Origin of the sequence: Paraburkholderia sp. SIMBA_027, assembly GCF_046535315.1 — a bacterium.
In the GTDB taxonomy this organism is placed as follows: Bacteria; Pseudomonadota; Gammaproteobacteria; order Burkholderiales; family Burkholderiaceae; genus Paraburkholderia; species Paraburkholderia tropica.
Map to the genome: position 1 here is coordinate 182,215 of NZ_JAWRWY010000012.1, position 20,115 is coordinate 202,329.

Here is a 20,115-nt window from a genome sequence, read left to right on the forward strand (position 1 = left end):
CCGGGCGACGCGCGAGCGACGCCCGACAAAGTCGCGCACGTGCTGCGCGCACAAAAAACATATCAGGAGACAAGTATGTCCATCGACGAAAACGCCCTGTTTCGCAAAGTGTCGTTACGCATCTTGCCGGTGCTGATGCTCGGCTTTTTCTTTTCCTATTTGAACCGCGTGAATGTCGGCTTCGCGAAATTGCAGATGGCAAACGAGCTGCAATTCAGCGACGCCGTTTATGGTTTCGGGGCGGGCATTTTCTTCGTCGGCTACTTCCTGCTGGAAATACCGAGCAATGTCATTCTGCATCGCGTAGGTGCGCGACGCTGGATCTCTCGCATCATGATTACGTGGGGCTTGCTGTCGTGCGCGACCATTTTCGTGCGCACGCCGATGCAGTTTTACGTCATGCGTTTCCTGCTCGGTCTCGCCGAAGCGGGTTTCATTCCGGGCGCGATTTACTACATGTCGCAGTGGTTTCCCGCCGCACGGCGCGGACGCGCCTGGGGCACATTCTATATCGCGCTGGCTTCCTCAGGTGTGATCGGCGGACTGATTTCCGGCTCGATTCTCGAATTCTTCTCCGGGCTCGGCGGCCTGAGCGGCTGGCAATGGCTGATTCTCTGTGAAGGCGTGCCCACGATTGTGCTCGGTGTGTACATCTTCATGCGCATGAGCGAGCAGATTCGCACCGTCAACTGGCTGAGCGACGACGAGAAGAACTGGCTCAGCGACGCGATGGCCGCCGAAGACCGCGCGAAGGTGGCGCACGGTTTCGGCGGCCTGCTCGCCAACGGCTATGTGTGGGCGCTCGTCGCGATCTACTTTCTCTACAACGTCGGGCTGTATGCGATCAGCTTCTGGATGCCCACGCTCATTCAGCGCATGGGCGCGAAGGACGCGCTCGCGATCGGCCTGCTGAACGCCGTGCCGGGTCTTTGCGCGATCGTCTGCATGCTGGCGTTCGGGTATAGCGCCGACCGTTTCCGCGAGCGCAAATGGCACTTGATCGCGGCGTTTTCGATGGCGGCGGTTGGCTTTGTGCTGAGCGTCGTGTGGCAGAGCGAGCCGGTGCTCGGCATTGTCGCGCTGTGCGTGGCGAACATGGGCGTGCTCTCGATTCCCTCGCTGTTCTGGGCCGTGCCGACTTCGTTCCTCAGCGGCGTGACGGCCGCCGCCGGCATCGCGATGATCAATTCGATCGGCAATCTCGCGGGATTTGTCTCGCCATACATGATCGGCTCGCTCAAGCAGATGACGGGGCGCACCGATGTCGCGCTGTACGTGGTGGCCGGCGGCCTCGTGCTGGGCGCGCTGCTCGTGGCAGCGGTGATGCAGACGCGCAAGGGGCAGCGGGGGCTCGCGGCCAACGCATCCCGTTGAATTCTTGCCCTGTTTCGGGACGGTGACGGACCGACAGCGGGGAATGCGATGAGATGCTGGCGAGTTTTTTTAGAGCGCGCGCATGGTTTTGAGGTTGCCTGGAGAGGAACCCGGTATCTCGGGAGAGGCGGCCCTCAGGTCGCGCGCAAGCTACGCTTGCCGCTGGATATCGCCACGTTTTCCGCGTCGCGCTTCCGGGACGTCGACGCAATTCGGGAACAGGATCGTGACGTCGCGGGCCGGCATCGGCTTGCCAAACAGAGACCCCTGAGCAAAATCGCAGGGGAGCGTACAGAGCCACCGAAACACGTCTTCGTCCTCGACACCTTCAGCCGTTGTCTTGATGTGCAGGCCATTGGCAAGTCCCAGGACTGCGGGGACAATTTTTTCGTGTCCCGCTATCTTCCGGTCAAGGAACGAGCGGTCGATCTTGATCTTGTCGATCGGAAGATGCGTCCGGTGATAGATGTAGGCGCCGTTGAGACGCAAGCGCCGGAAGGTTCGCCCCGCTGGTTCACGACCGCGTGATCTCCGGGGGCAGCCTGCAAATCGTCAAATCAATATATGACGAATGCACTATGACGGATTATGCCTCGCCATACGGATCTTTCTCCAAAGGCCATTGCTGGACATCCTTGCTGGCTCACCGGGCAGGGCGGCTTCGCAAGTGGAGGGTCATCCGGCGACCAGCGTCCCCATTGCGTTGCCGCCGTCATGACGGGCGTCCACTTCGTGGCGAAACGCTCGATCGCTGAATGCGATAACCCGGAATCCGCCGGCTGGACTGCGCGGGACCGTAATGCCCCAATGCCACCCACCGTCCTGCTCGAACACGTGCAGTACATGTGGTTTTGACGTGAAGTCGTTGTCAAATGCAGTGATCATTGCCTGCTCCCGGAAAGATCGCCCACAACGGTTCGAGCTGCGAAACCTGTGCCGTAGCAATCGCCGAACCCGATTTTCCCGCGCGAAACCCGGAACCGGGTCGCCCGCAGCCGGCGTGGCGCGCAATTTGCTCATGTGCTCCGGCGCTGGGAGCAGCCCGCTCCCACTACCCGGTTGAGGTGTGCTTTGCTGAACGTAATGATGGTCGCCGCCGAAGCGGCCCCGTTGGCCAAGAGCGGCGGGCTCGGAGATATGGTGAGCGCTTTCTCTTCGGCGCTCAGTCTTTTCGACATCGACGTGTCCATCCTGATCCCCGGCTACGATTGCGCGTTCGACCGGGTCGTGGCGCCATCTCCCATCGGCTATCTGCGCGGACTGCCCGGCGGCGACGCGCGGCTCTGGCGCGCTGCGATGCCGGATGCGGATGTGACCGTGCTCCTGCTCGAAATGGATCACCTCTATGCGGGCCGTGGCCACCGGCTGTATCAGGATGAGCACGGGCGCGACTATCTGGACAACTTCGCGCGTTTCGCCTCACTCTCGGCGGCCGCCGCGCGCATCGCGACCGGCGTGCGCGGCGTCAAGCGGCCGCGCATCGTGCACGCACACGATTGGCACGCCGGCCTTACGCCGCTTCTTATGAAGCTCGCGGGCGCGTCGGCGCGCAGTCTGTTCACGATCCACAATCTGGCGTTTCAGGGCAACTATCCGCTGGGCCTCGCGCCCTATGCGGGCATTCCGTCCGACCTGCTGTTGCCCGCACCGCGCGACCCGCGCAGCATCGAGTTCTACGACACGCTGAGCTTCATGAAAGCGGCCATCGTCCACGCCGACGGTCTGAGCACCGTGAGCGAGCGCTATGCGCGCGAAATCCTCACGCCGCGCTTCGGCAACCGCATGGAAGGCGTGCTGGGCGCGCACGCCCACAAGCTGACCGGCATCGTGAACGGCATCGACGACGCGCTCTGGAATCCGCAAACCGACTCGATGATCGCGCAGCCCTACGGTGCGGACGATCTCACGGGCAAGCATGCCTGCAAGAAAGCGCTCCAGCAGAGCTACGGCCTGCCTGTCGACCCGTTCGCTCCACTCGTGGCGATCGGCAGCCGTCTGAGCACGCAAAAACTCGCCGACGTGGTCTGCGAAGCGTTGCCTGCCGCGCTGGCGCGCTGGCCGCGCGTGCAGTTCGCCGTGCTGGGGCAGGGCGACGCCGCGATCGAACAGCAGTTGAGCGCGCTGGCCGCCGCATGGCCGGGACGCCTGGGCGTGCATATCGGCTATGACGAAACACGCGCGCATCGCCTGCATGCGGGCGCTGACATCCTGTTGCACGCGAGCCGTTTCGAACCGTGTGGTCTCACACAGCTCTACGCGATGCGCTACGGCACGATTCCTGTCGCCTCTCGCGTGGGCGGTCTCGCCGATACGATTGTCGACTGCCCGACGCTCCCGAGCGATGTGGAGCGCCAGAACAGGGGGGATCTCGACGCGGCCGGATTCCTGTTCGACGGCGAAAGTCCCGCCGACATCTTCCACGCGCTCGGCCGCGCTCTGGACGCATACGGGATTCCGCCGCTGTGGCGCGTCATTCAGCGCAACGCCATGCGCCGCGACTCCAGCTGGTCGGTGCCCGCGCAACGTTATCTGAGCCTGTATCAGACGCTGGCCGGCCACGTGCGACGGCGTGAGTCCACGCCCGTCTGCCGCTCGGTTTCGCAGATCGGCCGGACGCACGCGCCTGTGCAGCGGGGTCGCCGGTCAGCCTGACCGGCCATCTTCGTCAGATTCTTGCGGGCAGCCTGCTGCGTGTTTTGCCCGAATGTTATGCCGGATGTTATGCCGGACGTTATGCCGGATGTTATGCCCGAAGAACACCGTGGCACCTTCGCGGACGCAGCGATTCGACGGTGCTCGACTCCATGTGCCGGCCGGGCGTGACCTCGTACGCAACCGCCGGGTACGCGACATGCGCTAGCGCGCCCTCCATACTCTGGCCTACCTTTACCGCTTCATGAAACGGATTCTCCTCGTCGACGACGACCTTGCCGCCCTGGAGTCGCTCGCCGCGGCACTCTCGGGAGAATTCCTTGTCGCCACCGCGTCGGATGGCGGATCTGCGTGGCGCTATCTGAAACACACTGACGTGAATATCGTCATCACGGACCTTCGCATGCCGGGCATGTCAGGCGGGGTGCTATGCGAGAAAATTCGGGATGACGTGACGCTCGCTTCGATGCCGGTCATCCTGGTTTCGGGTGAATACAGCCCACCGGCCTTTGTTCGATACGACTGTTATCTGCGCAAGCCATTGAACATCGGTCAGCTGGTGGCCGTGACCCGTCGACTGCTCGTTCCTGATCCTCATCGTGCAACGGGCGCGATGCAAAGCCGCGCCCCGAAATCGAATGACGGCGCGGACGAATGAAAAGCGCAATGGGCAGCGGGACGACGGCGTTCAGTCTTCGCGACGATGGCGCGCTTCAGGGACGGCTGCGTTCAAGCGCGGGTGCGCCGTGATTCCGAGTCCGCAAAGGGACGAACCGGTGGCGCGCCGCGTCGTCCCGGTGGATGTGGGGCAGGGTGCGAGGACACCGCGTGCCTCGACGACGGTCTTTCGCCCGACCGTCCCGAACGACCGGTAGGTATCCCGTTCATTTTTCTATCGACCATGACGCCTTGTCGTGCAGACGCACGACGAGCACGACGAGCACGACGAGCACGACGAGCACGACGAGCACGACGAGCACGACGAGCACGACGAGCACGACGAGCGCGATCGACGCTGTCGTCGCCTGGAGGCGACTGCCAGCGCACTTCGAGTTCGATCGAGCAAGCCACGCTGAAAACAGTCGATTCGCGCATCGGTTCGCGGCGCTCGTGTAGCCAGCGTGCCCATGGAAAGGCTGTCGCGTGTCCTGTGCCCGGCATGCCTATTTTGCCCCGGTATCGTCCGAAGGATGCGCTCGCGGCGCCGATGCTTCAACTGCCGACGCGCTCCGGCGACTGGCATGCCCGTTTGATTTCGCCGTGTTTTTCTGCAGTTTCGCGCGGCGCTCCTGATCGCCCTTCGATCCGGGTGCGGTCGTGTGTTGCCCGAGTTCCGAACCGTACGGCGAGGTGCCCGTACCTTGGGCCAGCACGCCGGCGCTATGGCATAAGCCGGCGAGCAGGACGGCAGAAGTCGCGTATTGAAAAGAATTCATCGCATTCCCCTCGAAATTCGTCATGCGTTGTTAAGCGCCGAGCAAGCGCAATGTCGCACCGAACGCGCAACGCCTTCCCACCGCGTAGAGCGACGTCTGTCCGGGGGCGGCGTGCGAGCTGCTGGCGCTCGGCAACGCGCGGGTCCGTGAGGCATCTCCATCGCCCCGCTCAGGATCCGGGCAAATCAATGTCCGATGACAGCGCGCACGGTGCGTGTGAGCCACGCTGAAACGCCGACTCGCATGACGACAGGCACGACGCGCTTTGGACCGACGATTAACGAGCCGAGCACGATCGACGCTAACAGCGACACCATGGGCGCATCCAGCAAGGCCCGGCCGACATTGGACACGGTCAGTGCCCGCTCCGACCGCTGCGCTTTTCGGCTCTGCATGTCGCGTAGTTCCAGATTCGCAGCCAGCAGTTGCGCGCGCGCGAGCGCCAGTCGATCGAGGACAAGGGCTTCCCGCTCGCTGATATCGTTCATTTCAGTGCCTCCTTGAGCGTTTCCAGATCGGCGCGAAGCTCACGCTTCAGCACATTGAACGATTGCACCGGTCGCTGTGCCCGGTGCGCGAACCAGGCGATGAGCGATACGGCAAACCAGCCGATCGCGACTCCCCAGACCACCGCGAGAAAATACGGCGTGTTCCACGCGGAGGCAATCAGCGCGATGCAAAAGAACGAGAGGGTGAAAAGGCCGCTCACAGCGAGGGCCATCAACGCGATAAGTTCGCGGGTCAAACGCGCGCGGGTTTCGGCGAGCTCGACCGAAATCAGCTCGCCATAGTCACCGACACAGAGCAGCGCGAAGCGCGAGACATTACGCCAGCTTTCCAGTCTTGATTGAATCGACATGTTCGCCTCCTGCGTCTGCTCCGGTCGAGCATCAGTCGCGCGCCGACGCCCAGAGCGCACCGGCGACAAAGCCGATGGCGGCCGTCGCGGCGAGGGCCAGTAGCGGGTTTTCGGAAACGGCGTCGCGCGCGACCTCCGCGGCGTCGGCCATCAATTGCTTCGATTCGCCGCACAGTGCCCTGGCGCTGCCCGAAATGCGCATCGCGGGATCGCCCAGCACGGCCCCCGCGGCGTCCTTCAATTTTCCTGCTGCCTCGTCAACAACCCCTTCTGCTTTCGTCGTCATGGTGTTCTCCTTTTCGCGCGGATTTGCGCCGTGTAGTGAGTCTCTGATCCGCTAGCAGCAATAGGTGTGCCGCCCTCGGCTGAACCGCTCTCAGGCAGGGAAAACATGTAGAAAATGCTGATGCGATTGCTGGGATGTCGGGGCTTGATGGCGCTCGATCCCTGCTTTGCCTGCTGACAGCCAAGCGAGGCCCGGCAGGAACCACGGCGTACGTGGCGAGCGCCAACGACCCGGCGACGCCCCGTATCGCTTCGCGGCGATGGATTAGCGTCGGATGACTCCGACGGTCGCGGCGAACGCAACACTCAAGGGGAATCGCACCGGATTCACGTTGTCAGCGGCGTATCGTTCGTGTTGTCACCGTGACTGCCGCACGCGTTTTTCAGCGTCGAGCCGCAGAGAAGCCACAGCGCGAGCGAGCCGGTCGACACGGCGCCGAGTGCCAGAAAGGCGCTCGCGTAACCAAAATGCTGGGCAAGCATGCCGCCGAGTGCAGGGCTCAGCGCGGCCCCCATTCCTTGCAGGGTCATGACGACACCCTGCCCGACATTGACGCGCCCCGTTCCCCGCAGCAATCGCACGACCAATGCCGGAACCGCGACGCTCTGCAGGCCGGCGCCGATCCCGTCAAGCGCCTGGACCGGCCAGACGCCCCATGCAGCGATAAACATCGCCGCGACGACGCCGCGCAAGGGCAGGGCGAAGAATGTGATCAGGATGACGCGCCAGTAGCCTATGCGCCGGATAAGGCGGTTCGCGAAGCCGGCCGCGACCAGCATGACAAGTTGCGCGATGACGATCGTCGCGGCGGTAAAGGCGTTGGGATCGCCCTGATGGGCGGAGACGACGGCAAGCCCGTAGAGCGGGAGCATTGCCGCATTGCCCAGATGGAACATCGCAAGCGCCAGGGCAAGCAGGAGCAACGGGCGACAGGTCAGCAGCACGCGAAACCCGCTCACAGGTTCATGCGTCGTCCGCGAGGACGGCCCCAGACCTCGCGCGCTGTCATGATCGATCGCATTGCGCCGGATCAGCAGCGCCGAGATGACGGTCATCACGCCAAATACGCCTGTCAGCACGAACACCGCACTGAAGCCGTACTTCCATCCCAGGCCGCCCGAAAGCGCCGCGCCGACGACGTTGCCCGCATGGTTGGCCACCTGATTGCGTCCGAACTGCCGGTCGAAGCCTGTTTCACGAACGATACCGAGCGTCAGGCCGGCGACCGCCGGGCCCAGCGCAGCGCCTGTCACGGCGCTAACGATTTGTGAAGCGCCGACCATCCAGTCGTTCTGCGATATTGAGAGCGCGAGCGCTGCGAGCGTCGTCATCGCTCCGGCGACGACGATGACGCCGCGTTTGTGATGCGTTGCATCGATCAGCGCGCCGGCCGGCGAGGTCGCGAGCATGCCGGCAATGCCGCCCACCGTCATGACCGTGCCGATCGCCTGCGGATGCCAGCCCTGCGCCTGCAGAAACACGCCGAGAAATGGGCCGATGCCCGCCTGGACATCGGCCATGAAGAAGCTCAGCGCCTCCAGCGCATAGTGGGGGTTCATGGGGCACGCACGACGTCAGGCGGGCGACGGCGCATCGATCAGTTCAGCGATCTCGTCGACTTCGATCGTTCGCCCATGTCGATTCCTGACGCCGTGCCCCCATGCCTGGATATGCGCGCCAGGAGCGAGGTAGGCTGCCAACTCGGCGGCGGCGTGCGGCGGCATACGCAACGACGTGCCGTCGTCGAGCAACGCGCCCCGCAGTTCGCCTTTCGGGCCGAACAGCGAAAGCACCACCTCACCGGCAGCCTCCATGGGTTTGCGTTCGAGATGCGCCTTCGCAGGTTTCTCGCCGCCACGGTGCGGCCCTTCGTCGAGTATCACTACGCCGTTTCTGGTGGTGAGACAGACTGCGGCAAGCATGTTCGCGCCGCGAGGTTTCACGCCGCGAATCCTCACCACCTCGCCCGGTGTCACGTGTCGGGCCAACTTCTTCGCGAGATGGGGCGGAAAGTGAACCTGCTGCGAATCGAGCACGAAACCGTCGATTTCGCCGTGCGGGTTCAACAGAAAACGCACGATTTTTCCGCGGGTTTCAGGAAGGCTCTCGGGGTCGATCCAATGCATGATTTTTCTCCTTTATGAACGAACGCCAGCGCGACGGAAGACAAGGACGGCCGACAGCATCGTCGCGGCCCGCTCGCCACACGGCCCGAGCGGCGGCCGCGCGCGTCAATGTCCAGGCGAACAGGCCCGTATGGTGCGGCACGGGGCAGGCGATCGCGGCCACGGCATCGGCGCTGCTTGACACGTCGTCAGCCTTTGAATCGCAACCAGAATCCACAGCGCGAAAAGCTGCGTGGAGAACGAAGGTCTTGGCATGACGGTCCACTTACCGTGTCGGGATCCGTCATGAAGCAAATTTCTCGCCACGGCAACCCGGTGGGGGATTGTGTGCAGATCTTCCGTGACCTGGCGCGCCAGTGCTGCGTTCGGGGCCATACAAGGAGGCGTCGCAGGCGCGCTTGTTAGCAAACACCTGAATGACAATATTTCCTGTAAAAACGGCAACACACCACTGAGAAGGCTTTTCTGGCAACACTATTAGCGTTTTTTCGCCCGGCATTACGGCGCGGGTGATGCCGTCGTCATCGCCGTCGCAACCGGAGTCCAACCTGGCGACAAGCGGCGTGCGCGCCAGCTTCGCCATTGCTGTCTGCTGGCGGCCCGAAGGTGGAATTCACCGGATGCGCGCTGCCCGGCGCGAGATGGTTGCATTGAGCCTCGACAACTTGAGCGCCGGCCTTGGCGCAGCGCGGCGTATCGCTCAATGCGGGTGATGGCAGCTCAAAACGGCTCACGCCATGGCCGCAGATCCAGTTCCTGAGTCCACGCGCTGCGACTCTGGCTGTGCAAATGCCAGTCACTGTCGGCGATGACGTCGACGCGCTCAGCCGTGCGTCCGGTCAGGACCACGTGAATGCTTCGCGCGCGAAGCGCCGGGCCAGCGCAGCACCGTGTCCGGCACTCGCGCCAACACCGGCGATCCACGCTAGCGGTGAGGAAGAGGAGGATAGTTCGCTCATGATGATTCACGCCAGTTGTCGCGCGCGATTGTTCAAAAGAGCGGACGTCATAGGGCGATTCGCGCGTACAACCCACGCCATCGCATTCTGGCGATGGTATCGACGCTCACCGGGGAAGGTCGCGCGCCCTTAGATCTTGCCGACCAGATCGAGCGACGGCGTCAGGGTTTGCGCGCCGGGCGTCCACTTTGCCGGGCACACTTCGCCCGGATGCGACGCCACGTATTGCGCGGCCTGCACCTTGCGCAGCAGTTCTTTCGCATCGCGGCCGATGCCGTTGTCGTGCACTTCGTAGAGCTTGATCTTGCCTTCCGGATCGATCAGGAAGGTGCCGCGCAGCGCCAGACCTTCTTCCTCGATCAGCACGTCGAAATGGCGGGCGAGGGTGGCAGTCGGATCGCCGACCAGCGGGTATTGCACCTTCGCAATGGTGTCCGAGGTATCGTGCCAGGCTTTGTGCGTGAAATGCGTATCGGTGGAGACGCCGTAGATTTCGACGCCGAGTTTCTGGAACTCCGCGTAGTGATCGGCGAGATCGCCCAGTTCGGTGGGGCAGACGAAGGTGAAGTCGGCCGGATAAAACACCACTACCGACCATTTGCCCTTGAAGTTTTCTTCGCTGACGGGCACGAACTTGCCGCCGTGATAGGCCGTGGATTTGAAAGGCTTGACCTGCGTGTTGATGAGCGACATAGGCGTTCCTTGAAGTGATCCTGCAGCGGGTATCGGCCGCATGAATTTGCGCCCGATGCGTAATCGGGCGCTAGCCGATATAGAGACTAGACGAGCGTGGCGCGCGCAGGAAGCGATCTTTTTTTGTATGGAATCCGCGAATGCAGAAAAGCGATTCGTTGCGGAATCGCTCGATTCAGGCGGGCTTTCGAGTCGGGTCGACGTGGGGCGTGCCGGTCAGCTTCTACAGCGTGCCGGGCCGCGGATCGGGCACAAAGCCGTCGCGATTGGGCATGCGCACGGCGGCGAGCGAGTGCGCATCCAGACGGGCGTCATCGGGCACAATGCCGTTGCGGTTGAGGATCCAGGCGCTCACGGCATACACCTCGTCCGCACTCAGCGATTGCGGCGCGTTATAGGGCATCGCGCGGCGAATATAGTCGAACAGCGTAGTCGCATAAGGCCAGTAGCTGCCGACCGTACGCTTGGGGGCGGTGCTCCTGAGCGTGCCGCTGCCGCCCACCAGCGGATCGCCGATCAAGCCCTCGCCCTGCGCGCCGTGACAGGCCGCGCATTTTTGTGCGAAGACCCGTGCGCCGGTCTGGACATCGCCGCTGCCTGGCGGCAGCCCCCGCCCGTCTGGCGCTATGTCGATGTCCCAGGCCGCGATGGCCGATGCGTCCAGCGGTGTGCCGATTCCGGCGATGGTGGACGGCATAGCGACGGTTTGCGTCGTCACGGCCGGCGTGCAGGCGCCCGTGAACAGCGCGCTCGCGACGACGAGTGGCGTGAGCAGCTTACGCATTGGCGACGCTCCCGTCAGCGCCGACTCGCCAGGATTGAATGCCGTTGTAGTGGTAGTACGAATTCAGGCCGCGTGCAGCGACGAGCGCTTCGCGCGTGGGCTGGACGTAGCCGGTGGAGTCGGTGGCCCGCGAGAGCAGCGTGGCCGGGCCGCCTTGCCATGTCCAGTCGAAGGTGAAGCGCGTGAGCGCGCGATCCCGCACGGGTGCCTCCAGGCGCGCGCTCTGCCAGTTGATGCCGCCATCGGTCGAGACTTCGACGCCACGGATCGTGCCGCGTCCCGACCATGCGAGGCCGACGACGGGATAGTAGCCGTGCCGCGTCAGACGTTGTCCCGGCGACGGCCGCGTGATGACTGACTTCGCATCCATTTCGAACGCGAACTGGCGCGCACGGCCATCGGGTAACAGCCCGGTGTATTTCGAGGTTTCCTCGCGGGTTTCGAGCGGGCCGTCCACCACCTTCAGGCGGCGCAGCCATTTCACGTGCGTGTTGCCTTCATAGCCGGGAACGATGAGCCGCAACGGATAACCGTTTTCCGGACGCAGCCGCTCACCGTTTTGTGCATAGACCACCAGCGCCCGATCGAGGATGGCATCGAGTGGCAGCGAGCGAGTCATCGCGGCGGCATCGGCGCCTTCCGCGAGAATCCAGCGCGGGGATGCACCCGGCGCGGCCGGTGTGCTGCCGCCGACCGCTTCGAGCAACGTCGAAAGCCGCACGCCGGTCCATTCGCAGCACGACAGCAAGCCGTGAGTCAGTTGCAGCGGCAGTCCACTCGGGCCTTTCCATTCGCTCGCCGTGTTGCCCGAGCACTCCATGAAATGGATGCGCGATTCCGAGGGCAGGCGCAGCAGATCGTCCATCGTGAACAGCTTCGGTTCCGTCACCAGGCCATGAACGGCGAGGCGGTGCGCGTCCGGATCGATATCGGGCACGCCGCCGTGATGGCGCTCGTACACGAGGCCGTTCGGTGTCAGCGTTCCGTGCAGATCGGCTAGCGGCGTGAGCGAAGAAGCTGCGCCTGGCATCGGCCACTGGCGCGCCGCGCGCCGCACCACATGCGACTCGAACGAAGACGGCAGCCCGTAAGGGTGAGTCAGGATCGGCGCGCCCGGCGTGCGTGTCCAGGGTGGCACGTCGAGCGGTTCGAGCAACTGTGCCGAAGGAGCGCCGGCCATCGCGACCCGGGCCTGCGAGACGGCCAGAGCCGAAATTGCAGCACTGCCCAGCAGGCGGCGTCTGCGAGCCGATGTGGGCGAGCCGTCAGTCGAGGACGCAGGTTTGCGATCGGAAATAAAGCGCATGAGTCGTGTCCCGGCGAGGCCGCGCCGCCCGTTGAGGACGCTATCGGCAAAGGGGGCAGTATATGAGCTGCGTGCGCGCCGACTAATAGTGTTTAAAGCTACGTTTATATCTGAACGCGATTACGCGGATGCGCCGTAGCAGCTAAAGTGACGCGTTCTCAGATAAGGTTTGTTCGGGTGTGGGGGAAAGCGGCTCGCGCGGCGCGGCAACTCCCGATGTTCGCGTGAAGTCGCGCCCGCACGGGGCGGAACGCGAACGCCGACGCTTATGGACCGGGGATCGACGCCTGTCGCGACGCGGGGACATGAGGCGCATCGTCATGACGAAGTGATGTCAGCGCTGATTTGCTAACGCAAAAGCCTTTGTTGGCGTTGCGTGCTGCGCGCACTAGCATGCAATGAGGCGGACGATTACGTCCGCGATTGTCTTTGCGGGGACATCCATGCGATACAAGGGCTATGAAGTCGAACCGTCTGCTTATGCGTTGCCAAGCGGACTCTATGCGGCGAATCTGATCATCGAAACGGCATTGCCGGCTGTTGAATCTTCATTCTCGTTCGAAGCGCTCGATTATTTCTTCGAGCCGGATCACGCCATCGCCTATGCCTCACGCTGGGCTCGCGTGTGGATCGATCAGCGGGCGAAGCGGGCCGCTCAATGATCCGCAGGCGAGTGCCGCCGGTGCCGTCCTCGGCACTTTCCACGTAACGACCCTGCCAGGCAGCAAGCACAAGACTCTCCGTTGTTTCAAGAGAGTCTTCGTGTTCTCAGATACGTGGCCCCGCTACCGTGGCGAGCGTATCTAGCAGGGGTTGCGCCAGATGCAGTATTTGCCAGGGCGTGCCGGCGTGCGTGTTCCGGGATTCGGGCTCTCGCTTCGATAACAACGTGCGCGTAATCACCCAGTTTGACACGTCAAGGCTAACGACGGAGGCGCAGATATCCGCGTGGGCCGCAGTCTCGCCGTTGCGAGTAATTTCATTTGCGATTGCCTCATCGAGATCTGCGTCGATATCGACGCGAATCGTCTCGATGTAGGCGAACCGCGCATGCCTGGCAGGACCTTTCGAAGCGTCCAGGACGCTATGTGCATCAATCGGTGCACGGCCGAAGCTATTGGTCACATTGCGGTAGCGTCCGGTGGCGAGGAAGTCGCGGAATGCCGCATCATGGCGCCAGAGGTATTGCGAAGCGTAACGGGTTTCTTTCGCACCATGACGTCCTGCTTCGCGCAGGAGAAACGCTTTGTAGAAGAGGTCGGGCGCGTTGTCCCACAACGAGCCGCGCTCTTTTGCACGAAGATGGATCTTGCTTGTATCGTAGTCGGACGGGAGGCGGTGGCCATAGAAAACGGTCAGCATGGTAAACGCTCCTTTGAATGATTTCGCAATCGGGTAAACGGCCGACACAAGCGTAGCAGCGGTCTTCCCGGTGATATAGCGATCACGCCCAGTTTCAGTGATTCGAATTCTTTATGGATAGGGAATGAAGGGTCTTGATGTAGAAGCCGTTCAGGCTTTTGTGCTGGTCGCCGATCTGAAAAGCTTTACCCGTGCGGCGCATGTGCTGGACACGACGCAGGCCGCGGTCAGCTTGCGCATCAAGCGTCTCGAGGCGCAGCTTGGGCGGCGGCTCGTGGAGCGGACCTCGCGTCACGTGCGATTGTCCGTAGACGGCGACACGTTTCTTTCTTCTGCACACGCGCTCGTAGCTGCGCACAGAGACGCGATGGGTGCGTTCGGCGAGCGGCGCCGAAAACTGGTGATCGGCATGAGTCACCATGTGGTCGGGGCAGAGCTTCCGCTGCTGCTGCGGCAACTGGGCTACGAAAATCCGATGGTGGTGATAGAGCTTCGCATCGCTGCCTCGCGCGATCTTCTCGACGACTACGACAAAGGCGTTTTGGATGCGGCTATCGTCTTGCAACACGATAGTCGGCGACTGGATGGTCAACAGATTCTGAAGGAGGCGTTCGGATGGATGGCGGCTGAAGATTTTCAGCATGACACGTCGTCGCCACTGAAGCTTGCAACGCAGGCCGCGCCTTGCAGCGTGCGCCAGATGGCAATTGATGCGCTCGACGAGGCGGGGGTTTCGTGGGAAGAGGTATTTGTCGGCGGGGGCGTGACCACAATCGGTGCGGCTGTCGCTGCCGGGATCGCGGTCGCAGCGCTCGGTCGTCGAGTCGCTCCTGCCGGCACCATCGACATCGGCGAGCGATATGGTTTGCCGCCGCTGCCTGGGCGTAATGTTGTCTGTTATAGCGCCCAACGAGACGAGCAAACCAAATGCATTTTGCACTGCCTGGGTGAAGCGTTGTGCGCTGTCCCTGTGCGATGAGCATGTGAAGGCCGCTCTTGCGTGATGTGCTGCGCGTGAGGCGATAAACGCTCACGCAGATCGCGTATCGCTCGTCGCGAACCCGTCACGCAAATCACCGCGTGGTGACCTCAGACCGCCAAAGCAACGCCGTCACTACGCGGATCGTGCGCGCCGCACGCAACGAATCCAGCGTCGTCGACATCGAGACAGATAACCCCCGCCTGTCCGCCAAGCGGACTGAGCGGCGGCAACTCGGCGATTTCGTGTCCGCGCGCGGCCAGCGCGTCGAACACCTCGCGCCCCGCGTGTGTTTCGAGCTTGAGGTTGTCGCGACTGTCCGAGAAAGTTCGCCCGAGCAGAAAACGCGGCTGCGCCAGCGCCGCCAGCGGATCCATCCTATAGTCGATCAGCCGCGTGAGCAGCGCGGCGAGCGTCTGCGGCTGACCGTCCGCGCCCTGTGTGCCGTAGAGCAGGCGCGCGCGTCCGTCCACGAGATACATGCCGGGATTGAGCGTATGGAATGGCCGCTTGCCCGGCGCGATCACGTTCGGATGCGCGTCCCGATGCGGGCCGCCGCCGGGCGCGCGGAAGGCCGCGCCGCGGTTGTGCCAGAGGATGCCGGTGTCGCCCGCCATCACGCCGCTGCCCCAGTCGTGGAAGATCGTCTGCAATACGCTTACCGCGCGACCTTGCGCGTCGGTGGCGGCGAGATAGACGGTGTCGCCTTCACGGAATCGATGCGGCCACGCCAGTGCGCGAGCAGGTTCGATGCGCGCCGCGCAGGCGGCGAGGTGAGCGTCGCCGAGCAGCCTGTCGACGGGCACGTCTTGCGTATCGGGATCGGCAAGATGCCGGTCGCGGTCGATGAAAGCCTGCTTCACCGCTTCGACGAGCCGGTGATAGTAGTCGGCGCTGCCGTGCGCGCAATCGCGCAGGCCCAGTTTCGCCAGAATGCCCATGATCTGCAGCGTCGTCATGCCCTGGGTGGGCGGCGGCAGCGTCGCGAGCACGCCTTCGCCATAACGCAGCGTGAGCGGCGGCTCGCAGCGTACGCGCGTGGCTGCGAGGTCGTCGGCGTCGAGCGGCGAGCCCGCTTCGCGCAGGCCGCGCGCAATGCGTTGCGCGAGCGCGCCTTCGTAGAAGTCGCGCGGACCGTTTGTCGCGAGCGTGCGCAGCGTGGCCGCGAGCGCAGGCTGGCGGAACGTCGTGCCGATGGCGGGAATCGCGCCGTCCGGCAGGAAGGTCTGCGCGAAGCCGCGCCAGCGTTCGGCGTCGCCGTATTCGTCGGCGCGATACGTTGTCCAGAAGTGCTGCGAGCGCGTTAGCGCGAAGCCGTCCTGCGCTAGCGCGATGGCGGGCGCGAGCAGTGCGTCCCACGCGAGCGTGCCGCCCCAGTGTTCGCGGCTCGTGCGGTACGCCGCCTCCCACGCGGCGACGGTGGCGGCGCTCGTGAGCGCGGACGCGGGGCCGCGCACGGGAATCGCGCCGTCGAAGTTCGGGAGATTGCGCGCCGCCCGGCCGATGCCCGAAATTGACTCGACGGGCTGGCCGGGCGCGGCAATCAGCCAGAAGCCGTCGCCGCCGAGACCGGTGAAATGCGGCATGGTCACGCACAGCGCCGCCGCCATCGCAATGGCCGCCTCGATCGCGTTGCCGCCGCGCGCGAGCACATCGCGTCCCGCTTCGCTGGCGAGCGTGTGAGGACTGGTGACGAGGCCCGCGCGGCCACGCGCGTTGGCGGTCGAGGTTTGCGTGCGTGTGTGGATTCGGGTGTTGATCGTCATGCGGTGACTTCGGCGTCGGCGTGGCCGCCCAGGTAGGCGGCGGACAGTTTCGGATCGGCGGCCAGTTCGGCGGCCGTGCCGCTCGCGCTCACGCGGCCTTCTTCGAGCACATAGCCGCGGTCGGCGATCGCGAGCGCCATCGCCGCCATCTGGTCGACGAGCAGCATCGAGAGCGACTCGCTGCGCAGATCGTCGAGCGACGCGAACAGTTCGGCGATGACCTTGGGCGCGAGGCCGAGCGAAGGCTCGTCGAGCAGCAGCACGCGCGGCTTCGACATCAACGCGCGCGCGATGGCCAGCATCTGCTGCTCGCCGCCGGAGAGCAGCCCGGCGCGCCGATGCTGGCGCTCGCGCAGACGCGGAAAGCGCGCGAACATCGACTCGATGCGCGCATCCAGTTCGCCGCGCGGCAGTCGGCCCGACGGGAACGCGCCAAGCTTGAGGTTATCGAGTACCGAGAGTTCGGGGAAGACCTGGCGGCCCTCGGGCACGAGCACGACGCCGAGCGCGGCGATCTGCGCGGCGTCGAGGCGCGCGAGGTCGCGGCCGTCGAAGGTCACGCCACCGGCCACCGGGCGATGCAGGCCCGCGAGGGCGCGCATGAGCGTCGATTTGCCCGCGCCGTTCGCGCCGAGCAGCGAGACCAGTTCGCCTTCGCGCACCTGCACGCTCACCTCGTGCAGAACGGGCGCGGCGCCATAGCCGGCCGTCACGTTGCCGACGCCGAGCACTTCGCGCGCCGGGGCATCGTCTTGCCGCGCAATGTGTGCAACGTGCGCGGGGCGCAGCGCATGCAGCGCGGCGTCGTTCGATGCGCCCAGATAGGCTTCTCGCACGGCGGCGTCGGCGCGGATCGCGGCGGGCTCGCCTTGCGCGAGAAAGCGTCCCGCGTCGATCACGACAATGCGATCCGATACGCCCATCACGAGCGACATGTCATGCTCGACGAGCCCGACGGTCACGCCCGAATCGGCGATGCGGCGCAGCAGGGTGCCGAGACGCGCCTTGTCTTCGCTGGACAGGCCCGCAGCGGGTTCGTCGAGCAGCAGCACGGCGGGGCGCGTGGCGAGGGCGCGCGCGATTTCGACGAGGCGGCGGTCGACGTGCGCGAGGCTGGCGGCTTCGATCTGCGCGTCGCCGTGATAGCCGCAGGCGCGCAGCAGCGCGAGCGCCTGCTTGCGCGGCGCGTCGCCCTGCATGCGCGCGGTGCCGAAAAGCGCGCCGAGACGGCCGCGCGTGAGCGCGAGCGCGACGTTGTCGAGCACCGAGAGGCTGCCGAACAGCTGCGAAGTCTGATAGGTGCGCGCCACGCCGGCGCGTGCGCTCCGGAACGCGCTGCCCGCCGCGAGTTGGCGCGCGCCCAGCTTGCGTGTGCCGGTTTGCGGGCGATAGAAGCCCGAGAGCATGTTGAGGACCGTCGATTTACCCGCGCCGTTCGGACCGATCAGGCTCGTCACGCGCGCGGCGGGCAGTTCGAACGAGAGATCGCTGACGGCCTTCACGCCGTCGAACGTCATCGAGAGGCCTTGCGCGGCGAGCGAGCGGCGCGCATCGGCGCTGAGCGGTTCGAGGGCGACAGGCGCGGCGGCGTCCCGATCGTGCGGCGACTCGCCCGACTGCGCGCGCGACGGCGAGACCAGCCGACGCACCAGCGCCGCCGCCACGCCGGCCACGCCGTTGGGCGCGCTCCACAGCACGACGAGCAGCAGCACGCCAAAGCACAGCAGACGCAGGTTTTCGAGCCCGGCGAGCAATTCGGGCAGCAGACCGACCACCGCCGCGCCCACCAGCGGCCCGGCCAGCGATCCCGCGCCGCCGATCATCACGACGAGCACGAAGAGGATCGATTGGGAAAACGAGAACATGCCGGGCGTCACCATGCCTTGCAGCGGCGCGAATAGTCCGCCCGCGAAACCGGCCAGTGCCGCCGAGAACGCGAACGCCACGGTTTTCACCGTGAGCGCGTTCACGCCGATCGAGGCCGCCGCCGTTTCGCTGTCGCGCACCGCGCGCATGGCCGCGCCCCACGCGCCGCGCGAAACGCGCGCATAGAGCGCGAGCGCCACGGCGAGCAACACGAGCGCGATCAGGGCGACGGCGCGCTCGCCATCGGCGAAACCGCCGAGCGCCGGGCCGAACACGTTCATGATGCCGTTTTGCCCGCCGGTGAGATCGCCGCCTTCCACGGCGCTTTGCTCGATCACGAAGGCGAACGCGATCGTCACCATCGCGAGGCCCGGGCCGCGCACCCGCAGGGCGGTGAGCGCAAGCAGCGCACCGGCGACGGCGGCGACGCCCGCGCCGAGCGCCCACGCGCTCCAGAAGCTCCAGCCGAACTGCGTGGTGAGAATGGCGACGGCATACGCACCGATCGCGAAGAACGCCGCGTGGCCGAACGACACCTGGCCGGTCAGCCCGAGCAGCAGGTTGAGGCCGACGCCGCAGATAGCCAGCAACACCACGCCCGCCAGCACCACGACGAAATAGCCGTTGACGTTGCATGCGGCGAACGCGGCGGCGAGCAGCACGACGGCGAGCGCCGCGCCCTGCCAGAGTCCGCGCGAACGCGCCTCGCCTGTACGTGGCGCGGGCATTGCCTCGCGCGCGACGAGAGAAAGTCGGGAATCGCTCATACCTTGCGCACCTCCGCGCGCCCGAAGAGGCCGTTGGGACGGATCGCCAGCACGACGATCAGCAGCCCGAATGTGATGATCTGCGTGTAACTGGATCCGAGCGTGGCCGTGATCATCGCTTCGGCAGCGCCGAACAGCAGGCCCGCGATCATCACGCCCCACGCGCTGGACAGCCCGCCCAGAATCGCGACCGCGAAGGCCTTGAGCCCGAACACGGTGCCCATGTCCGATTGCACGTTGAAAAGCGGCGCGATCAGCACGCCCGCGATGCCCGCAAGCAGCGCCGAAACCGCAAACGCAGCCGCGATGGTGCGCTGGATCGGAATGCCCATCAGGCGCGCGGCGTCGCGGTTCTGCACCACGGCGAGCATCGCCACGCCCCAGCGCGAGCGGCGCAGCGCGTAATGCAGCACGGCAGCCAGCAGCAGGCCGACCGCGGGAATCACGAGCTGCAACGGATACACGCCGAGCCCCGCGCCGCCGATATGCAGCGACGACTGCGCGAGCGGCGAGGGCAGGCTGCGCGGTTCGGTGCCGAAGGTCAGCATGACGACATTGTCGAGCACGATGCCGAGCGCCACGGTCGCCATGAGCCACGCGTTCGAGCCGCGCCGCGCGAACGGCCGCACCGCGAGGCGCTCGACGACGAGGCCGTAGAGCGCGCACGCGGCCAGCGCCAGCGCGATGGCGAGCGGCATGGGCCAGCCGAGCGTCTGCGCGAAGGTGTAGGCGAGCACGGCGCCGAGCATCATCGAGCTGCCCTGCGCGAAGTTGACGGTCGCGCTGACCGCGAACGTCAGATGAAAGCCGAGCGCCATCAGCCCGTACATGCTGCCGAGGCCAAGGCCCGCGACCAGCGCCGATATCCATTGCATGAGTGAATCTCTCCGGGGTTTTCCG

The 20,115-nt window shown here is 64.9% G+C and carries 21 protein-coding genes and 1 pseudogene; 5 read left to right on the top strand and 17 right to left on the bottom strand.

Annotated features, from left to right (window positions below; translation table 11 throughout):
- Positions 1-75: 75 nt before the first annotated feature.
- Positions 76-1,374: an MFS transporter gene (locus SB764_RS23245; protein ID WP_074983588.1), complete on the top strand. Its 1,299-nt coding sequence runs from the start codon at positions 76-78 to the stop codon at positions 1,372-1,374.
- Between the two features lie 150 nt (positions 1,375-1,524).
- Here SB764_RS23245 and SB764_RS23250 read toward each other — a convergent pair whose 3' ends face one another.
- Entirely contained in the window at positions 1,525-1,863 is a 339-nt protein-coding gene (locus SB764_RS23250; RefSeq protein ID WP_321866193.1) for an EAL domain-containing protein, read from the bottom strand.
- A 186-nt stretch (positions 1,864-2,049) separates the two neighbouring features.
- On the bottom strand, positions 2,050-2,259 hold the full coding sequence (locus SB764_RS23255) for a hypothetical protein (protein ID WP_074983591.1): 210 nt from the start codon (positions 2,257-2,259) through the stop codon (positions 2,050-2,052).
- A gap of 198 nt (positions 2,260-2,457) precedes the next feature.
- Here SB764_RS23255 and glgA point away from each other — a divergent pair, with 198 nt between their 5' ends.
- Both glgA and SB764_RS23265 read left to right on the top strand, forming a co-directional pair.
- Positions 2,458-4,026, top strand: a complete 1,569-nt coding sequence (gene glgA, locus SB764_RS23260) for a glycogen synthase GlgA (RefSeq protein ID WP_410865137.1) — start codon at positions 2,458-2,460, stop codon at positions 4,024-4,026.
- A 244-nt stretch (positions 4,027-4,270) separates the two neighbouring features.
- Complete coding sequence (locus SB764_RS23265) at positions 4,271-4,684, top strand: response regulator (protein WP_321904778.1); 414 nt, start codon at positions 4,271-4,273, stop codon at positions 4,682-4,684.
- A gap of 505 nt (positions 4,685-5,189) precedes the next feature.
- Here SB764_RS23265 and SB764_RS23270 read toward each other — a convergent pair.
- From SB764_RS23270 to soxC, 11 genes and pseudogenes are all read right to left on the bottom strand, one after another.
- Entirely contained in the window at positions 5,190-5,486 is a 297-nt protein-coding gene (locus SB764_RS23270) for a hypothetical protein (protein WP_110327414.1), read from the bottom strand.
- Between the two features lie 161 nt (positions 5,487-5,647).
- On the bottom strand, positions 5,648-5,950 hold the full coding sequence (locus SB764_RS23275; protein WP_074983596.1) for a hypothetical protein: 303 nt from the start codon (positions 5,948-5,950) through the stop codon (positions 5,648-5,650).
- On the bottom strand, positions 5,947-6,321 hold the full coding sequence (locus SB764_RS23280; protein WP_065058418.1) for a phage holin family protein: 375 nt from the start codon (positions 6,319-6,321) through the stop codon (positions 5,947-5,949). Before SB764_RS23280 ends, SB764_RS23275 begins: the two co-directional genes overlap by 4 nt.
- Positions 6,322-6,352: 31 nt before the next feature.
- Positions 6,353-6,607 (bottom strand): CsbD family protein, encoded by a 255-nt coding sequence (locus SB764_RS23285; RefSeq protein ID WP_065058419.1) that lies wholly within the window; start codon positions 6,605-6,607, stop codon positions 6,353-6,355.
- Positions 6,608-6,933: 326 nt separating this feature from the next.
- On the bottom strand, positions 6,934-8,166 hold the full coding sequence (locus SB764_RS23290; protein WP_110327413.1) for an MFS transporter: 1,233 nt from the start codon (positions 8,164-8,166) through the stop codon (positions 6,934-6,936).
- A 15-nt stretch (positions 8,167-8,181) separates the two neighbouring features.
- A complete protein-coding gene (locus tag SB764_RS23295) occupies positions 8,182-8,733 on the bottom strand; it encodes a hypothetical protein (protein ID WP_065058421.1) in 552 nt (183 codons plus the stop codon).
- 283 nt (positions 8,734-9,016) lie between these two features.
- Complete coding sequence (locus tag SB764_RS23300) at positions 9,017-9,316, bottom strand: hypothetical protein (RefSeq protein WP_410865057.1); 300 nt, start codon at positions 9,314-9,316, stop codon at positions 9,017-9,019.
- Positions 9,317-9,534: 218 nt separating this feature from the next.
- Positions 9,535-9,692 (bottom strand): annotated as a pseudogene (locus SB764_RS23305) (glucose 1-dehydrogenase); the annotation flags it as partial.
- Positions 9,693-9,821: 129 nt separating this feature from the next.
- On the bottom strand, positions 9,822-10,385 hold the full coding sequence (ahpC, locus tag SB764_RS23310; protein ID WP_074983601.1) for an alkyl hydroperoxide reductase subunit C: 564 nt from the start codon (positions 10,383-10,385) through the stop codon (positions 9,822-9,824).
- Between the two features lie 223 nt (positions 10,386-10,608).
- The gene (locus tag SB764_RS23315; RefSeq protein WP_110327410.1) at positions 10,609-11,169 is read right to left on the bottom strand and encodes a c-type cytochrome; all 561 of its coding nucleotides are present in this window, start codon (positions 11,167-11,169) and stop codon (positions 10,609-10,611) included.
- The gene (soxC, locus tag SB764_RS23320) at positions 11,162-12,475 is read right to left on the bottom strand and encodes a sulfite dehydrogenase (protein ID WP_065058426.1); all 1,314 of its coding nucleotides are present in this window, start codon (positions 12,473-12,475) and stop codon (positions 11,162-11,164) included. Before soxC ends, SB764_RS23315 begins: the two co-directional genes overlap by 8 nt.
- Positions 12,476-12,918: 443 nt before the next feature.
- Between soxC and SB764_RS23325 the strand changes: the two genes are divergently transcribed.
- Complete coding sequence (locus SB764_RS23325; RefSeq protein WP_080180506.1) at positions 12,919-13,137, top strand: hypothetical protein; 219 nt, start codon at positions 12,919-12,921, stop codon at positions 13,135-13,137.
- Positions 13,138-13,243: 106 nt separating this feature from the next.
- Here the strand turns inward: SB764_RS23325 and SB764_RS23330 are convergent, their stop codons facing one another.
- Complete coding sequence (locus tag SB764_RS23330) at positions 13,244-13,837, bottom strand: DUF4865 family protein (protein WP_074983606.1); 594 nt, start codon at positions 13,835-13,837, stop codon at positions 13,244-13,246.
- Between the two features lie 124 nt (positions 13,838-13,961).
- Between SB764_RS23330 and SB764_RS23335 the strand changes: the two genes are divergently transcribed.
- Positions 13,962-14,816 (top strand): LysR family transcriptional regulator, encoded by an 855-nt coding sequence (locus SB764_RS23335; RefSeq protein ID WP_410865059.1) that lies wholly within the window; start codon positions 13,962-13,964, stop codon positions 14,814-14,816.
- A gap of 110 nt (positions 14,817-14,926) precedes the next feature.
- On the opposite strand, the gene SB764_RS23340 is transcribed toward SB764_RS23335, so the two are convergent.
- From SB764_RS23340 to SB764_RS23350, 3 genes are read right to left on the bottom strand one after another with little or no spacing between them, the layout of a single operon-like run.
- Positions 14,927-16,582: a gamma-glutamyltransferase family protein gene (locus tag SB764_RS23340; RefSeq protein ID WP_410865061.1), complete on the bottom strand. Its 1,656-nt coding sequence runs from the start codon at positions 16,580-16,582 to the stop codon at positions 14,927-14,929.
- Positions 16,579-19,215 (bottom strand): ATP-binding cassette domain-containing protein, encoded by a 2,637-nt coding sequence (locus SB764_RS23345; protein WP_410865063.1) that lies wholly within the window; start codon positions 19,213-19,215, stop codon positions 16,579-16,581. The genes SB764_RS23340 and SB764_RS23345 overlap by 4 nt, the downstream gene beginning before the upstream one ends.
- Complete coding sequence (locus tag SB764_RS23350; protein WP_065058435.1) at positions 19,212-20,090, bottom strand: branched-chain amino acid ABC transporter permease; 879 nt, start codon at positions 20,088-20,090, stop codon at positions 19,212-19,214. The genes SB764_RS23345 and SB764_RS23350 overlap by 4 nt, the downstream gene beginning before the upstream one ends.
- Positions 20,091-20,115: the final 25 nt, after the last annotated feature.

Bases quoted from the DNA above. Each gene is read 5' to 3' on its own strand.
- SB764_RS23245 (WP_074983588.1), top strand. From the start codon at position 76: ATGTCCATCGACGAAAACGCCCTGTTTCGCAAAGTGTCGTTACGCATC.
- SB764_RS23255 (WP_074983591.1), bottom strand. From the start codon at position 2,259: ATGATCACTGCATTTGACAACGACTTCACGTCAAAACCACATGTACTG.
- glgA (WP_410865137.1), top strand. From the start codon at position 2,458: ATGATGGTCGCCGCCGAAGCGGCCCCGTTGGCCAAGAGCGGCGGGCTC.
- SB764_RS23265 (WP_321904778.1), top strand. From the start codon at position 4,271: ATGAAACGGATTCTCCTCGTCGACGACGACCTTGCCGCCCTGGAGTCG.
- SB764_RS23270 (WP_110327414.1), bottom strand. From the start codon at position 5,486: ATGACGAATTTCGAGGGGAATGCGATGAATTCTTTTCAATACGCGACT.
- SB764_RS23275 (WP_074983596.1), bottom strand. From the start codon at position 5,950: ATGAACGATATCAGCGAGCGGGAAGCCCTTGTCCTCGATCGACTGGCG.
- SB764_RS23280 (WP_065058418.1), bottom strand. From the start codon at position 6,321: ATGTCGATTCAATCAAGACTGGAAAGCTGGCGTAATGTCTCGCGCTTC.
- SB764_RS23285 (WP_065058419.1), bottom strand. From the start codon at position 6,607: ATGACGACGAAAGCAGAAGGGGTTGTTGACGAGGCAGCAGGAAAATTG.
- SB764_RS23290 (WP_110327413.1), bottom strand. From the start codon at position 8,166: ATGAACCCCCACTATGCGCTGGAGGCGCTGAGCTTCTTCATGGCCGAT.
- SB764_RS23295 (WP_065058421.1), bottom strand. From the start codon at position 8,733: ATGCATTGGATCGACCCCGAGAGCCTTCCTGAAACCCGCGGAAAAATC.
- SB764_RS23300 (WP_410865057.1), bottom strand. From the start codon at position 9,316: ATGGCGAAGCTGGCGCGCACGCCGCTTGTCGCCAGGTTGGACTCCGGT.
- ahpC (WP_074983601.1), bottom strand. From the start codon at position 10,385: ATGTCGCTCATCAACACGCAGGTCAAGCCTTTCAAATCCACGGCCTAT.
- SB764_RS23315 (WP_110327410.1), bottom strand. From the start codon at position 11,169: ATGCGTAAGCTGCTCACGCCACTCGTCGTCGCGAGCGCGCTGTTCACG.
- soxC (WP_065058426.1), bottom strand. From the start codon at position 12,475: ATGCGCTTTATTTCCGATCGCAAACCTGCGTCCTCGACTGACGGCTCG.
- SB764_RS23325 (WP_080180506.1), top strand. From the start codon at position 12,919: ATGCGATACAAGGGCTATGAAGTCGAACCGTCTGCTTATGCGTTGCCA.
- SB764_RS23330 (WP_074983606.1), bottom strand. From the start codon at position 13,837: ATGCTGACCGTTTTCTATGGCCACCGCCTCCCGTCCGACTACGATACA.
- SB764_RS23335 (WP_410865059.1), top strand. From the start codon at position 13,962: ATGAAGGGTCTTGATGTAGAAGCCGTTCAGGCTTTTGTGCTGGTCGCC.
- SB764_RS23340 (WP_410865061.1), bottom strand. From the start codon at position 16,582: ATGACGATCAACACCCGAATCCACACACGCACGCAAACCTCGACCGCC.
- SB764_RS23345 (WP_410865063.1), bottom strand. From the start codon at position 19,215: ATGAGCGATTCCCGACTTTCTCTCGTCGCGCGCGAGGCAATGCCCGCG.
- SB764_RS23350 (WP_065058435.1), bottom strand. From the start codon at position 20,090: ATGCAATGGATATCGGCGCTGGTCGCGGGCCTTGGCCTCGGCAGCATG.